The sequence below is a fragment of the Pseudomonas sp. R3.Fl genome (genome assembly GCF_023516765.1).
In the GTDB taxonomy this organism is placed as follows: domain Bacteria; phylum Pseudomonadota; class Gammaproteobacteria; order Pseudomonadales; family Pseudomonadaceae; genus Pseudomonas; species Pseudomonas citronellolis.
The window spans coordinates 5745431-5758133 of record NZ_JAMGSO010000001.1 but is presented as its reverse complement, the minus strand read 5'-3'; the positions used below and the strand labels follow the sequence as shown (position 1 = coordinate 5758133).

Sequence of the window (12703 nt, the reverse complement as noted above, 5' to 3'; positions counted from 1 at the left end):
TTTTTATGGTTCCTGGGTTGCGTGGGGAAGATAGCCATGCCTCCTACAGGGGAATGGTGCGGGTGGGGCGGAGTAGGAGCGGATCTCATCCGCGAATCGCGCCGGGATGTCCGGCTATCGCGGACAAGGTCCGCTCCTACACCCATACCGGTGGGCACGGCTCGCTCCTACGAAAAGCACCACGGACAAAAAAGGGTTCATCGCGCTTTCCCGGGGAAGGCGGCCTTGATTTTCAGGAAAAAGTAGGCGGAGTCCCTGAAGCCATAGGCCATGCGCTTGATCACCTTGATGCGGTTGTTTACCCCTTCCAGCAGGCTGGTGTGCATGGGGAAGCGAGCGCTGGCCAGGATGCCTCGGACGTATTTGCGCAGATTGCGAGCGAAGCGTTGCAGCGGGGCCAGGCCACTGTCCCTGGCGTGGCGCAACCAGTCCCGCCAGCGGCGCCAACCCTCCCGCACGCTGGGGGCGTACCAGATTTCCTTGAGCGTATCCTTGAGCACGTAGACCGTGGCCAGTGGCTGGTTGGCCTCGAGGATTTCCTGCAACTGCACGGCTTGCTGATCCTTGAGGTTTTCGCGATTGCGCAGCAGCAACCAACGACTCTGCTTGATTACCTTGCGTGCCGCTTTGTCCTGGCGTAGCGCGTTGGCCTGATCGACACGGATGCGGTCGATCACCTCCCGGCCATAGCGAGCCACCACGTGGAATAGGTCGTAGACCACTTCGGCACGGGGGCAATGCTGTTTTACTTCCAGATCGAAGGCGGTGTTCATGTCCATCGCCACGGCCTCGATTTGCTGGCAGCGCTCACCGAGCAGTTCGAAGAACGGCTGAATCGCCTCGCGGCTGTTGCCATGCCCGACCCACAGCACGCGTGTCCGCTGCGCATCCATGATCACGGTGGCGTAACGATGTCCTTTGTGAAGAGCGAACTCGTCCATCACCAGACGGCGAACGTCACCCGGCTCGAAAGCACCGACTGCGGCCTCTAGACGACGTTTGTCGAGCTGCTTGAGCGTGTGCCAATGCAGACCGACGAGGCGACTGACGTGACTGATGGGCAGTAATTGCAGCAAAGCCTCGAGCCAGATGCGCAAGCGCTGGGTCAAGCGCGACGCTGGCTCCAGCCAGTCGATCCGCTCGGTCACCCGACCACAGCGCAGGCAGTCGACGCGGCGCACCGGCAGTTGGAGCAGGACGCGCTGGTCGAACAGATCGCGATCACGCACCCGGCGAATCCGCCGTTCGTGGATTAATGGACTGGCCTGACCGCAGCGCCCGCATTTGGGGACAGCGCTGGCGTGAGGCTTGAGCTCGATCAGCAGGGTGCTGTCGGCAGATGGGTGGCAGGCGATGACTTCGTAGCCTGGCCAGAAAGCAGCAAGATCAATAGGATGCACGGCGACAGCAGGGGGTGGGGGTTGGTTCGTTTGGCGACTGCCAATCTACCCGCTTCCCTGACTGTCAATCCGCTCTTTCCCCAGACTCCGCGAAGAACCCAAAAAAGGCGCTTGCCGTTGCCGGCAAGCGCCTTTTTTCAAGCCTGCAAACCTCAGTAGAGGTTGGGCTCCATCTCCAGCTCCACTCCGAATCGCTGCCGAATGTCCTCGCGGATGCGCTCGGCCAGTGCCTGGATCTGCGCCCCGCTGGCGCCACCGTAGTTGACCAGCACCAGCGCCTGCTGGGCATGCACGCCGGCGGCGCCATCGCGGAAGCCCTTCCAGCCGGCCTTGTCGATCAGCCAGCCGGCGGCCAGCTTGACCTGGCCGTCGGCCTGGGGATAGGCCACCAGGTCCGGGTATTCGCCACGCAAGCGCTCGGCCACGGCGGCGGACACCAGCGGGTTCTTGAAGAAGCTGCCGGCATTGCCCAGCACTGCCGGGTCGGGCAGCTTCTCGCGGCGGATGGCGCAGATCACCCGCGCCACGTCGGCGGGGCCAGGGGCGTCTATGCCCTCCTCCACCAGGCGCTGACGCACCGGACCATAGTCCAGATGCAGGCTGGCCCGGCGCGCGAGCTTCAGGCGCACGCGCAGGATCACCCAGCGCCCCGGCTCGCGCTTGAACAGGCTCTCGCGGTAGGCGAAGGCGCAATCGTCCAGGTGGAATTCGCGCAGACCGCCGCTATGGCGGTCCAGCGCCACCAGGCTGTCGAACACGTCCTTCAGCTCCACGCCGTAGGCGCCGATGTTCTGCATGGGCGCGGCGCCGACGGTACCGGGGATCAGGCTGAGGTTCTCCAGGCCGGCGAAGCCCTGCTCCAGGCTCCAGCGCACCAGGTCGTCCCAGACCTCGCCGGCCTCGGCTTCGATGCGCACCCGATCACCGTCGTCTTCGAGGATGCGCACGCCACGGCTGGCCATGCGCAGTACCAGGGCCTCGACGTCACGGGTCAGCAGCAGGTTGCTGCCGCCGCCGAGCACCAGCAGCGGCAGGTCGTGCTCCACCGCCAGGGCAAGGCCCTGCATCACTTCCTGGTCGTCGTGGGCTTCGGCGAACAGCTGCGCGTGCGCTTCGATGCCGAAGGTATTGAAGGCTTTCAGGGAAACGTCTCTCTGCAAAACCAGGCTCACAGGCGCCCCTTCACTTCCAGCAGCAGGGCGTCGCAGGCCAGCTCGATCAGGTCCAGCACCTGTTCGAAACCGGCCTCGCCGCCGTAATAGGGATCGGGCACCTCGTCCAGCGCGCCGGCGTAGCGGCGCAGGAACAGGTCCAGCTCAGCCGGGCCACTTCCCCGCAGGCATTCGAGATGAGCCAGGTTGCTCAGGTCCATGGCCAGGATCAGGTCGAAGTCGGCGAAATCGGCAGTGCTCACCTGGCGCGCACGCAGCGCCGACAGGTCATAGCCACGACGCATGGCGGCAACGCGGGTGCGGGCATCCGGCGCCTTGCCCACGTGCCAGTCGCCGGTGCCGGCGGAATCGACGGTCACCCGCGCCTCCAGCCCGGCCTCGCGCAGCTTGTGGCGGAACACGCCCTCGGCGGTGGGCGAACGGCAGATGTTGCCCAGGCAGACGAAGAGAACCCGCATCAGCCCCCCAGGATGCGCCTGACGCGCTCCAGGTCCTCGACAGTGTCCACCCCGGCCTGCGGCGCCTCCAGGGCGTCGGCGACGTGGATGCGCACGCCGTGCCAGAGCGCGCGCAGCTGCTCCAGGCACTCGGTGTCTTCCAGCCAGCACGGGCCCCAGGCGACGAAGTCGCGGAGGAAGCGCGCGCGGTAGGCGTAGATGCCGATGTGGCGGCGGTAGGGCACACCCTGCGGCAGGCCGTCCGGCTCCTTGGCGAAGGCGTCGCGGGCCCAGGGCAGCGGCGCGCGGCTGAAGGTCAGCGCCAGGCCGTTGAGGTCGGTCACCACCTTCACCACGTTCGGGTTGAACAGCGCGGCCAGCTCGTGGATCGGCTCGGCCAGGGTGGCGATGCCGGCTTCCGGGTGGGCCGCCAGGTTGGCCGCCACCTGGTCGATGATGGCCGGCGGGATCAGCGGCTCGTCGCCCTGCACGTTGACCACAATGGCGTCGTCGGCCAGGCCCAGGGCATCGGCCACCTCGGCCAGGCGGTCGGTGCCGGAGTTGTGGTCGACGCGGGTCAGCAGCGCCTCGGCGCCGAAGACGTTGGCCGCCTCGAGGATGTGCGCATCGTCGGTGGCGATCACCACGCGGTTGGCGGCGCTCTTGCGCGCCTGCTCCCAGACGTGCTGGACCATGGGCTTGCCGCAGATGTCCTGCAGCGGCTTGCCGGGCAGGCGGGTGGAGGCGAAGCGGGCCGGGATGACGACGGTGAAGGCTTGGCTCATCGCTGCGTCTCAGTCACTTGTCCAGGCGTTCATCGACGTTCAGGGTGCGGGCCTCACCCTCGAGCATCACCGGGATGCCGTCGCGCACCGGGTAGGCCAGGCCGTCGGCCTTGCAGATCAGTTCGGACTTGTCGTCGGTGAGCTTCAGCGGCCCCTTGCACAGCGGGCAGGCGAGGATGTCGAGGAGTTTCGGGTCCATGGCGGAATCCTTGGAAAGCAATGGGTGGCGGCGCCACCCGTCAGCGCGCGATCAGACGCTCGAGCTGGGCGTCGAACCAGGCGACGAAGGCCGGGGATGGCTGCGCGTCGACCGCGAGGTACCACCAGTCGGCGGCGGCGAAGGCCCGGCATTTCACCGCGTCCTTCTCGGTCATCAGCAGCGGCAGCGGCGGGCTGAATTGCAGCTGCTCGGCGCTGTAGGCGGCGTGGTCCGGGAAGGCGTGCGGAACAGGCCACCAGTGTAGCGCCTCGAGCGTCGCGAAGAAACGCCGGGGGTTGCCGATGCCGGCCAGGGCGTGGACCTGCTGGCCCGGCGGGAAGTGCGTCAGGTCGCCGCGCTCGCCGCTGCGCAGGTTGACCAGCGCGCTCGGCCGCAGGACGAAGGAAAAGGCACCGGCCGGATCGCTGCTGGCGCCGTTGTAGAGCACCGCGTCCACCGACTCCAGGCGTTCGGCCGGCTCGCGCAGGGGGCCGGCCGGCAGGCAGCGGCGGTTGCCCAGGCCGCGCGCGGCGTCGATCAGCACCAGCTCCAGGTCACGGGCCAGGCGGTAGTGCTGCAGGCCGTCGTCGCAGAGGATCAGGTCCACCGGCTCCTCGGCCAGCAGCGCGCGCACTGCGGCCGGGCGGTCCGGGTCGATGACCAGGGGCACGCCGCTGCGCTGGACGATCATCAGCGGCTCGTCGCCGGCCTGCGCCGCGTTCTGTTCGGCGCGCACCCGCCAGGGCAGGCTCGGCGGCTTGGCGCCGTAGCCGCGGCTGACCACGCCGACCTTGAGGCCACGGGCGCGGCAGTGATCGATCAGCCAGAGGATCATCGGCGTCTTGCCGGTGCCGCCGACGGTGACGTTGCCGACCACGATGACCGGCACCGGCGCGCGGTAGGCCTGGCGGCGGCCTTCCAGGTAGTCGGCGCGCTTGCGCAGGGCGATCCGCCGGTACAGCGCCTCCAGCGGACGCAGCAGGCCGAGGGCCGGGTGGCCCTGGTACCAGGCCTGCAGCAGGCGCTCGGAAAACGCCATCAGGGCTTGGCCGCCGGCTGCGCCTCGACGGTGGTGATGCGCAGGTGACTGAAGCCGAGCTTGCCGGCGGCGTCCATGGCGGTGACCACCGACTGATGGGTGGCCTTGCCGTCGGCGGTGATCACCAGCGGCAGGTTGCTGTCGCCGCCGGATTCCTTCTGCATCGCCGCCATCAGGGTGGCGATGTCGCCGTTGACCAGGCTCTGGCCGTTCAGCGCGTAGTGGCCGGCGGCGTCGATGTCCAGCTCCAGCGGCTTGATGTCGGTGGCTTCCGGCGGCGTGCCGCTGACCGCCTCGGGCAGCTCGACCTTCAGCTGCGTCGGCCGGCTGAAGGTGGTGGTGACCACGAAGAACAGCAGCAGGACGAAGATCACGTCGATCAGCGACGCCAGGTTGATGAACACGTCATCGCGGGCGGCGCTGCCGTTTCTGCGGCGGAATTTCACGCTTTGCCATCCTCGGAGAGGTCGACCTCGCGGTCGCCCTGGACCATTTCCACCAGCTTGATCGCTTCCTGCTCCATGGCCACCACCAGCTCATCGACGCGGCGCAGCAGGTAGCGGTGGAAGAACACCGCCGGGATGGCCACGATCAGGCCGGAGGCGGTGGTCACCAGGGCCTTGGAGATGCCGCCGGCGAGTTGCGGGGCGTTGGCCATGCCGTCGCCCATGAAGGCGTTGAAGATCTGGATCATGCCGAACACCGTGCCCAGCAGGCCGAGCAGCGGGGCCATGGCGGCGATGGTGCCGAGGGCGTTGAGGTAGCGCTCCATCTCGTGGATCACCCGGCCGGCGGCTTCTTCGATGCACTCCTTCATGATCTCGCGGCCATGCTTGGAGTTGACCAGGCCGGCGGCGAGCACCTCGCCCAGCGGGGAAGACGCCTTGAGCTCCTTGAGCGCCTGACTGTTCAGCTTCTTGTCCTTGATCTGCTTCCACACCTGGCCCAGCAACTGCGGCGGGGCGATGCGGCTGCGGCGCAGGGTCCAGAGTCGTTCGGCGACGATGGCGGTGGCGGCGATGGAGCTCAGAATGATCGGCAGCATCATCCAGCCGCCGGCTTTGACCAGTTCCCACACAGTGGCGAATCCCCTGAAAAAAAGTGGCGACACTCTAGCACAGGGCCCCTGCCCCGCCGACCGTCGCCGTTCTCATTTTTCCCTCCAGAATCCGGCATTTTCGCGCACGCCGCGCAGCGTTCCGCGCTGCCCCAGGAGCAGGCGCAGGGCGCCCTCCCGGGCCACATCGTGCACCTTCGTCCCCTGCTCGGCAAAGCGTTGCAGCACCTCGCTGGACGGATGGCCATGGGCATTGTGCCGCGAACGGGAAACCAGCGCCGCGCGGGGCGCCAGCTGCCTGACGAAGGCCTCGGAAGAGGCGCTGCGGCTGCCATGGTGGCCGGCCAGCAGCCAGTCGGCACCAAGCCCTGGATGGCTGGCCAGCCAGGCGGCCTCGCCTGCGGCCGGCAGGTCGCCGGTGAGCAGCAGGCTCTCGCCGCCGGCCTCGACGTGCAGCACGCAGGAGCGGCCATTGCTGTCCATCGCGCCGGACCACTGCCAGGTGGAGAAGCGCACGCCGTCCAGCTGCCACGCTTCGTTGCCGCAAGGATCGGCAGGTAGGCTGCCCGGCAGGCGCCCGGGCTCGCCGCTGATGATCCGCGTCACCGGCATGGCCGCCGACACCGAGCGGGCACCGCCGGCGTGGTCGTTGTCGGCATGGCTGAGCAGCAGCACGTCCAGGCGTTCGACGCCCAGGCCACGGAGGGTCGGCAGCACCGCCACCTCGCCGAGGTCGAAATCGCCCCGGCGCGGCCCGGCATCGTACAGCCAGGCGTGGTGACGGGTGCGGATCAGCACGGACAGCCCCTGGCCCACGTCCAGCACCCGCACTTCGGCATGACCGTGGGGCGGCGCACTGGAATGCGGCCAGAACATCGGCAGCAGCGACGCCAGGCCCAGCGGACGCAGCGGCAGCCCGGCCGGCGCCAGGCACAGCAGCGCGCCGAACAGGGCCAGGGCGATGCTCCAGGGCGGCGGCGCCATGGGGTGCCAGGCCGGCGAGTACAGCGACAGGCGCCCGAGCAGGCCCAGCAGCACGTCGAGCACGCCACCCGCCAGCCACAGCAGCCCCTCGCCCACCACCGGCAGCCATAGCAGCAGGCTACCGATCAGTGCCAGCGGCACCACCAGCAGTTCGACGCAGGGCACCGCCACCAGGTTCGCCAGGGCGCCGGCGGGGCTCAGCGGCAGACCCAGGGCCAGCAGCACCGGGGCCAGGCCAAGGGCCATGAGCCACTGCGCGCGTACCCAGGCCAGCCAGCCGGCCCCGCGTCCCAGACGCCCGGCGAAGCCGTAGACGAGCAGCGCCACGGCGGCGAAGGACAGCCAGAAGCCGGGCGTCAGGCTGACCAATGGATCGACCAGCAGCACCACCAGCAGAGCGCCGAGCAGCGGTAGCCAGACGCCCTGGCGACGAAAGTGCAGGCGCCACAGCAGCACCATGCTGAGCATCAGGCAGGCGCGCAATGCCGGCACCTGCAGCCCGGCGATCCAGCCATAGCCCCAGGCGCCGGCGAGCGCGATGGCACAGGCGCAGGGCAGCCAGGGGATGCGCGCCGGCCAGGCCCCCAGGCGCGCCAGGCCCGCCACCAGGGCGTAGAGCAAGCCGCCCAGCAGGGAGATATGCGAGCCGGAGATCACCATCAGGTGCAGGGTGCCGGTGTCCTGCAGAATGTCCCAGTCTTCCCGGCCCAGGCCGCTGCCGTCGCCGAGGACCAGGGCCACCAGGTAGGCGTTGCGCCCCCGGGCATCCACGGCCAGCAGCCGGTCCTTCCAGGCCTCGCGCCAGGCCATGGGGCCCGCGGCCTCGGCCAGGCGCCGGCCATCCTTGACGCTGCCGGTGGCGCCTATGCCGTCGGCCGCCAGCCAGGCCTCGTAGTCGAAGCCGAAATCGTTGGCCAGGCCATGGGGACGGCGCAGGGTCACGGCCAGGCGCCAGCGCTCCCCGGCCCGCACCTCCGGGCCGCCATACCAGGACACACGGATGCGCCCGGGCAGGTCCAGGCGCGCCTGGACGTCCTCCAGCTCGAAGCGGACGATGCCGCCCGTGGCCGACGGCAGGCCGGCGACCTGCCCTTCCAGCCACAGCGTCCGCCCATCCAGCTCGGGCGCCAGCCGTCCTTCCCATGAATAGTGGGCGAACAGGCAGGCCCAGGCGAAGCCGAGCAGGAAGAGCGCCACCGCGTGATGCCGCCGATACAGGCACAGCAGCGCCATTCCGACCAACGGCAGCAGGGCCGCCAGGGGTGGCAGCTGGGGCAGGAAACGCAGCAGCAACAGGCCGCAGGCCAGCGCCATCATCCCTGTGCGCACGGGTTGCCTCCCTGGCAGCGAAGTCCGGTGCACCGCACCCGGTTACACATGGACATAGTTGGTGAACAGAAGCTGTCATCTAGCTAGGCATAATGACCGGTGTTCGTCTGCCAGAGATTTCCCCATGCCGCGCCGACTTTTCCAGCGCTACATGCCGGACCCCGAGCTGATCAGGAACCACAAGTCCCTGCGCTGCTTCGGGACCCTGCTGCACTCGCCCAACCTCTGGCACCTGAATCGAAGGTCGGTATCCCGCGCCATGGGCATGGGCCTGTTCGCCGCCTTCGTGCCCATCCCCCTGCAGATGCTGCTGGCCGCCACGCTGGCGGTGTGGGTACGGGCCAACCTGCCGATCTCGGTGGGCCTGGTCTGGCTGACCAACCCCATCACCATGCCGCCGGTGTTCTATTGCACCTACAAGCTGGGGGCCTGGGTCATGGGCGTGCCGGCGCGCACGCTGCCGGAGAACCTCACCTGGGAATGGATCAGCGGCGAGCTGACGCTGCTCTGGCAGCCGTTCCTGCTCGGTTCGATCATCTGCGGTCTGCTGGTGGGCGTGCTCGGCTACCTGGCCACCCAGGCCTACTGGCGCTGGTGGATAGGCCGCAGCTGGCGACGGCGCCAGGCGTTGCGCAATTTGCGGCAGGGGTTGTGAGCCCCCTTGTCCGCGATAGCCGGAGGTATCGGCGCGGTTCGCGGATGAGATCCGCTCCTACGCTGCCCCACCCATGCCATTCCCCTGTAGGAGCGCGCCCTGCGCGTGAAATCGCGGACGGAGTCCGCTCCTACAGTTCGCGGGGAGCCACGGTATTCCTCCCCGTAGGAGCGGACCTTGTCCGCGATGGCCGGAGGTATCGGCGCGGTTCGCGGATGAGATCCGCTCCTACGCTGCCCCACCCATGCCATTCCCCTGTAGGAGCGCGCCCTGCGCGCGATTTCGCGGGCAGGGCCCGCTCCTACCCCCTTCGGCAAACACGCCTCCGTAGGATGGGTTGAGCGAAGCGATACCCATCACCATGGCCCGATGGGTTTCGCAAGCTCAACCCATCCTACGAAAAGAAGAAGCCGCCCCTCGGGGCGGCTTCGTTCATTCGTAGCGCAGCGCTTCGGCCGGCTGCGTCCTGGCGGCGCGCCAGGCCGGATACAGCGTGGCGAGGAAGCTCATCAACAGGGCCGCGCAGCACACCAGCACCACGTCCGTCACCTGGACGTCGGAGGGCAGGTAGTTGATGAAGTAGACATCGGAGCTGAACACGTGGGTGCCCAGGGCCTTCTCCATGGCCGAGACGATGGCGGTGACGTTGAACGCCGCCAGCACGCCCAGGGTGCCGCCGACCAGGGTACCGATCACCCCGATCACCGTGCCCTGGACCATGAAGATGGTCATGATCTGCCCCGGCGTCGCGCCCAGGGTGCGGAGGATGGCGATGTCGGTGCGCTTGTCGGCCACCACCATGATCAGCGTGGCGATGATGTTGAAGGCCGCCACCGCGACGATCAGCAGCAGCAGCAGGCCGATCATGGTCTTCTCCATCTTCATGGCGCCGAACAGGCTGCCCTGGGTGTGCGTCCAGTCCACCGAACGGAAGCCCGGCCCCAGGTCGGCGGCGATGCGCTGTCCCACTTCCGGCGCCTGGAACAGGTCCTTCAGGGCGATGCGCACGCTCTGCACCTGGCCCGGCTCCCAGCGCAGCAGGTGCGCGGCGTCGTCGACGTGGACCAGCGCCAGGGTGCCGTCCAGCTCGGCGCCGACCTTGAACACCCCGACCACATTCAACCGCTGCATGCGCGGCGTCACGCCGCCGGCGGCGGAGGTGGACTCGGGGACGATCAGCAGCAGGCTGTCGCCGACGTTGACGCGGAAGCGCCGCGCGGTGATTTGGCCGATCACCACCCCGGACTCGCCGGACTTCAGCGCGTCCAGGCTGCCCTGGACCATGTGCGAGCCGATGATCGAGACCTTCGGCTCCAGGGCCGGGTCGACGCCGTCCACCTCGATCGGCTGCATCATGCCCTTGAACGAGAGCATGCCGTCCAGCTCGGTGTAGGGCACCGCACCAACCACCTCGCGCTGCTTCGAGGCCGCGGCGGCCACCGCCTGCCAGTCGGCCAGCGGCTTGCCGTCGGCGTTCTGCAGTACGGCGTGGGGCACCATGCCGAGGATGCGCGAGCGCATTTCCTTCTGGAAGCCGTTCATCACCGAGAGCACCACGATCATCGCCAGCACCCCGAGGGTCAGGCCGATCATCGAGGTCAGGGAGATGAAGGAAATGTAGTGGTTGCGCTTCTTGGCCCGGGTGTAGCGGGTGCCGACGAAGATCGATAAGGGTCTGAACATGGCGTCTGCGGCTCGATCAGGCAGCGATCAGGCGGCCGTCCTCCAGGCGCAGCACGCGGTCCATCTGCTGCGCCAGGTGCGGGTCGTGGGTTACCACCAGGAAGGCCGTCTGCAGCGACTGCGACAGTTCGAGCATCAGCTCCTGGATGGAATGCGCGGTGTGCTGGTCGAGGTTGCCGGTGGGTTCGTCGAGCAGCACCAGCTGAGGGCGGTTGACCAGGGCGCGGGCGATGGCCACGCGCTGGCGCTCGCCGCCGGACAGCTCGGACGGCTTGTGCTGCAGGCGCGGTTTCAGGCCCACCCGCTCCAGCAGCGCGGCGGCGCGCTCGCGGGCCTCAGGGATCGGCATGCGGCCGATCAGCAGCGGCATGCAGACGTTCTCCAGGGCGGTGAATTCCGGCAGCAGGTGGTGGAACTGGTAGACGAAGCCCAGCGCGCGGTTGCGCAGCAGGCCGCGCTGCTTCTCGTTGAGCGCCGACAGCTCCTCGCCGGCCAGCCAGACGCTGCCGCTGCTGGGGATGTCGAGGCCGCCGAGCATGTTCAGCAGGGTGCTCTTGCCGGAGCCGGAGCTGCCGACGATGGCCACGCGCTCGCCGGGGAACAGCTCCAGTTGCACGTCGACCAGCACCTCGACCGACTGCGGGCCCTCCTCGTAGCTCTTGCGCAGGTTGCGGCAGCTCAGGACGGTCTTGTCACTCATAACGCAGGGCCTCCGCGGGCTGGGTGCGGGCGGCACGCCAGGCCGGATACAGGGTGGCGAAGAAACTCAGGATCAGCGCGGCGGCGCACACCAGGATCACGTCCTCGCGCATCAGCTGCGAGGGCAGGTAATCGATGAAGTAGACGTCCGAGCTGAGGAACTTGTGGCCGATCAGCTTCTCCAGCAGGGCGATGGCGTCGCTCACCTTGAGCGCCGCGAGCACGCCGAGCACGCCGCCGATCAGGGTGCCGATCACGCCGATCACGCTGCCCTGGACCATGAAGATGGCCATGATCTGCCCCGGCGTGGCGCCCAGGGTGCGGAGGATGGCGATGTCCGACTTCTTGTCGGTGACCACCATGACCAGGGTGGAGATGATGTTGAAGGCGGCCACCGCGACTATCAGCAGCAGCAGCAGGCCGATCATGGATTTCTCCATCTGGATGGCCTGGTAGAGGTTGCCGTGGGTGCGCGTCCAGTCGCGGGCGTAGAAGTCGTTGCCCTTCAGCGTCTGGGCGATTTCCCAGGCGGTGCGCGGCGCCTGGAACAGGTCGTCGAGCTTCAGGCGCAGGCCCTGGACCTCGCCGTCCTTGAAGCGCTGCATGCGCGCGGCGTCCTCGACGTGGGTCATGGCCACGTAGCCGTCCAGCTCGCCGGCGCCGACGTGGAAGATGCCGGCCACGGTGAAGCGCTTCATGCGCGGGAAGATGCCGGCGGGGGTCACCGAGACCTCGGGGGCGACGAAGGTGACCTTGTCGCCGACCTTCACTCCCAGGTTGGCCGCGGCCTTGTCGCCGATGATGATGCCGAACTCGCCGGGCTTGAGGCTGGCCAGGCTGCCTTGCCTGAAGAAGTCGCCGATGATCGAGACCTTGCCTTCCTCGGCCGGGTCCACGGCGTTGATCAGCACCTTCTGCACCACGCCGTTGTTGCTCAGCAGGCCCTGCATCTGGATGAAGGGCGCCACTTCCAGCACGTTGGGGTGCTGCGCCTTGATCTGCGTGGCCAGGCCGCGCCAGTCGTCGATCGGCTGGTAGGCCTCGACGGTGGCGTGCGGCACCATGCCCAGCACCCGGGTGCGCATCTCGTGGTCGAAGCCGTTCATCACCGAGAGCACCACGATCATCACCATGACGCCGAGCGCCAGGCCGATCATGGAAGTCAGGGAGATGAAGGAAACGAAGTGGCTGCGGCGCTTGGCGCGGGTGTAGCGCGTCCCGATATAGACGGAAAGAGGTCTGAACATGTGGGGCCGTTGTCAGG

13 protein-coding genes are annotated in these 12703 nt (G+C 68.1%); 1 reads left to right on the top strand and 12 read right to left on the bottom strand.

Translation table 11 applies throughout. The features are described from left to right. Positions 1-197 precede the first annotated feature (197 nt). From M8R19_RS25435 to M8R19_RS25395, 9 genes are all read right to left on the bottom strand, one after another. Positions 198-1400 carry an ISL3 family transposase gene (locus M8R19_RS25435; RefSeq protein ID WP_249916914.1) on the bottom strand — a complete coding sequence of 401 codons (1203 nt, stop codon included), beginning with the start codon at positions 1398-1400 and terminating at the stop codon, positions 198-200. A gap of 152 nt (positions 1401-1552) precedes the next feature. Then, positions 1553-2572, bottom strand: a complete 1020-nt coding sequence (gene murB / locus M8R19_RS25430; RefSeq protein ID WP_249919275.1) for a UDP-N-acetylmuramate dehydrogenase — start codon at positions 2570-2572, stop codon at positions 1553-1555. After that, on the bottom strand, positions 2569-3030 hold the full coding sequence (locus tag M8R19_RS25425; RefSeq protein ID WP_074979864.1) for a low molecular weight protein-tyrosine-phosphatase: 462 nt from the start codon (positions 3028-3030) through the stop codon (positions 2569-2571). Before M8R19_RS25425 ends, murB begins: the two co-directional genes overlap by 4 nt. Beyond that, on the bottom strand, positions 3030-3794 hold the full coding sequence (kdsB, locus tag M8R19_RS25420) for a 3-deoxy-manno-octulosonate cytidylyltransferase (RefSeq protein WP_074979865.1): 765 nt from the start codon (positions 3792-3794) through the stop codon (positions 3030-3032). The genes M8R19_RS25425 and kdsB overlap by 1 nt, the downstream gene beginning before the upstream one ends. A gap of 13 nt (positions 3795-3807) precedes the next feature. After that, the gene (locus M8R19_RS25415) at positions 3808-3993 is read right to left on the bottom strand and encodes a Trm112 family protein (protein ID WP_009621404.1); all 186 of its coding nucleotides are present in this window, start codon (positions 3991-3993) and stop codon (positions 3808-3810) included. 40 nt (positions 3994-4033) lie between these two features. Continuing rightward, entirely contained in the window at positions 4034-5032 is a 999-nt protein-coding gene (gene lpxK / locus M8R19_RS25410; protein ID WP_249919274.1) for a tetraacyldisaccharide 4'-kinase, read from the bottom strand. Beyond that, positions 5032-5478, bottom strand: coding sequence for a flagellar polar localization protein PocB (gene pocB / locus M8R19_RS25405; protein ID WP_249919273.1), 447 nt, complete (start codon positions 5476-5478; stop codon positions 5032-5034). Before pocB ends, lpxK begins: the two co-directional genes overlap by 1 nt. Beyond that, the gene (gene pocA, locus M8R19_RS25400) at positions 5475-6110 is read right to left on the bottom strand and encodes a flagellar polar localization protein PocA (protein ID WP_074979868.1); all 636 of its coding nucleotides are present in this window, start codon (positions 6108-6110) and stop codon (positions 5475-5477) included. Before pocA ends, pocB begins: the two co-directional genes overlap by 4 nt. A gap of 72 nt (positions 6111-6182) precedes the next feature. Beyond that, positions 6183-8390, bottom strand: a complete 2208-nt coding sequence (locus M8R19_RS25395) for a DNA internalization-related competence protein ComEC/Rec2 (protein ID WP_249920227.1) — start codon at positions 8388-8390, stop codon at positions 6183-6185. 136 nt (positions 8391-8526) lie between these two features. Here M8R19_RS25395 and M8R19_RS25390 point away from each other — a divergent pair, with 136 nt between their 5' ends. Further along, positions 8527-9057 carry a DUF2062 domain-containing protein gene (locus M8R19_RS25390; RefSeq protein WP_249919272.1) on the top strand — a complete coding sequence of 177 codons (531 nt, stop codon included), beginning with the start codon at positions 8527-8529 and terminating at the stop codon, positions 9055-9057. Positions 9058-9489: 432 nt separating this feature from the next. Here M8R19_RS25390 and M8R19_RS25385 read toward each other — a convergent pair whose 3' ends face one another. Genes M8R19_RS25385 through M8R19_RS25375 form a run of 3 tightly spaced genes read right to left on the bottom strand, consistent with a single transcriptional unit; the run spans position 9490 to position 12686 of the window. Continuing rightward, the gene (locus M8R19_RS25385; protein ID WP_249919271.1) at positions 9490-10740 is read right to left on the bottom strand and encodes a lipoprotein-releasing ABC transporter permease subunit; all 1251 of its coding nucleotides are present in this window, start codon (positions 10738-10740) and stop codon (positions 9490-9492) included. A gap of 16 nt (positions 10741-10756) precedes the next feature. Further along, positions 10757-11440, bottom strand: a complete 684-nt coding sequence (lolD, locus tag M8R19_RS25380) for a lipoprotein-releasing ABC transporter ATP-binding protein LolD (RefSeq protein WP_064582523.1) — start codon at positions 11438-11440, stop codon at positions 10757-10759. After that, entirely contained in the window at positions 11433-12686 is a 1254-nt protein-coding gene (locus tag M8R19_RS25375) for a lipoprotein-releasing ABC transporter permease subunit (RefSeq protein WP_249919270.1), read from the bottom strand. Before M8R19_RS25375 ends, lolD begins: the two co-directional genes overlap by 8 nt. Positions 12687-12703 lie beyond the last annotated feature (17 nt).

Coding starts and splice junctions, on each gene's coding strand:
- M8R19_RS25425 (WP_074979864.1), bottom strand. CDS start 3,030: ATGCGGGTTCTCTTCGTCTGCCTGGGCAACATCTGCCGTTCGCCCACC.
- kdsB (WP_074979865.1), bottom strand. CDS start 3,794: ATGAGCCAAGCCTTCACCGTCGTCATCCCGGCCCGCTTCGCCTCCACC.
- M8R19_RS25415 (WP_009621404.1), bottom strand. CDS start 3,993: ATGGACCCGAAACTCCTCGACATCCTCGCCTGCCCGCTGTGCAAGGGG.
- lpxK (WP_249919274.1), bottom strand. CDS start 5,032: ATGGCGTTTTCCGAGCGCCTGCTGCAGGCCTGGTACCAGGGCCACCCG.
- M8R19_RS25395 (WP_249920227.1), bottom strand. CDS start 8,390: ATGATGGCGCTGGCCTGCGGCCTGTTGCTGCTGCGTTTCCTGCCCCAG.
- M8R19_RS25390 (WP_249919272.1), top strand. CDS start 8,527: ATGCCGCGCCGACTTTTCCAGCGCTACATGCCGGACCCCGAGCTGATC.
- M8R19_RS25385 (WP_249919271.1), bottom strand. CDS start 10,740: ATGTTCAGACCCTTATCGATCTTCGTCGGCACCCGCTACACCCGGGCC.
- lolD (WP_064582523.1), bottom strand. CDS start 11,440: ATGAGTGACAAGACCGTCCTGAGCTGCCGCAACCTGCGCAAGAGCTAC.
- M8R19_RS25375 (WP_249919270.1), bottom strand. CDS start 12,686: ATGTTCAGACCTCTTTCCGTCTATATCGGGACGCGCTACACCCGCGCC.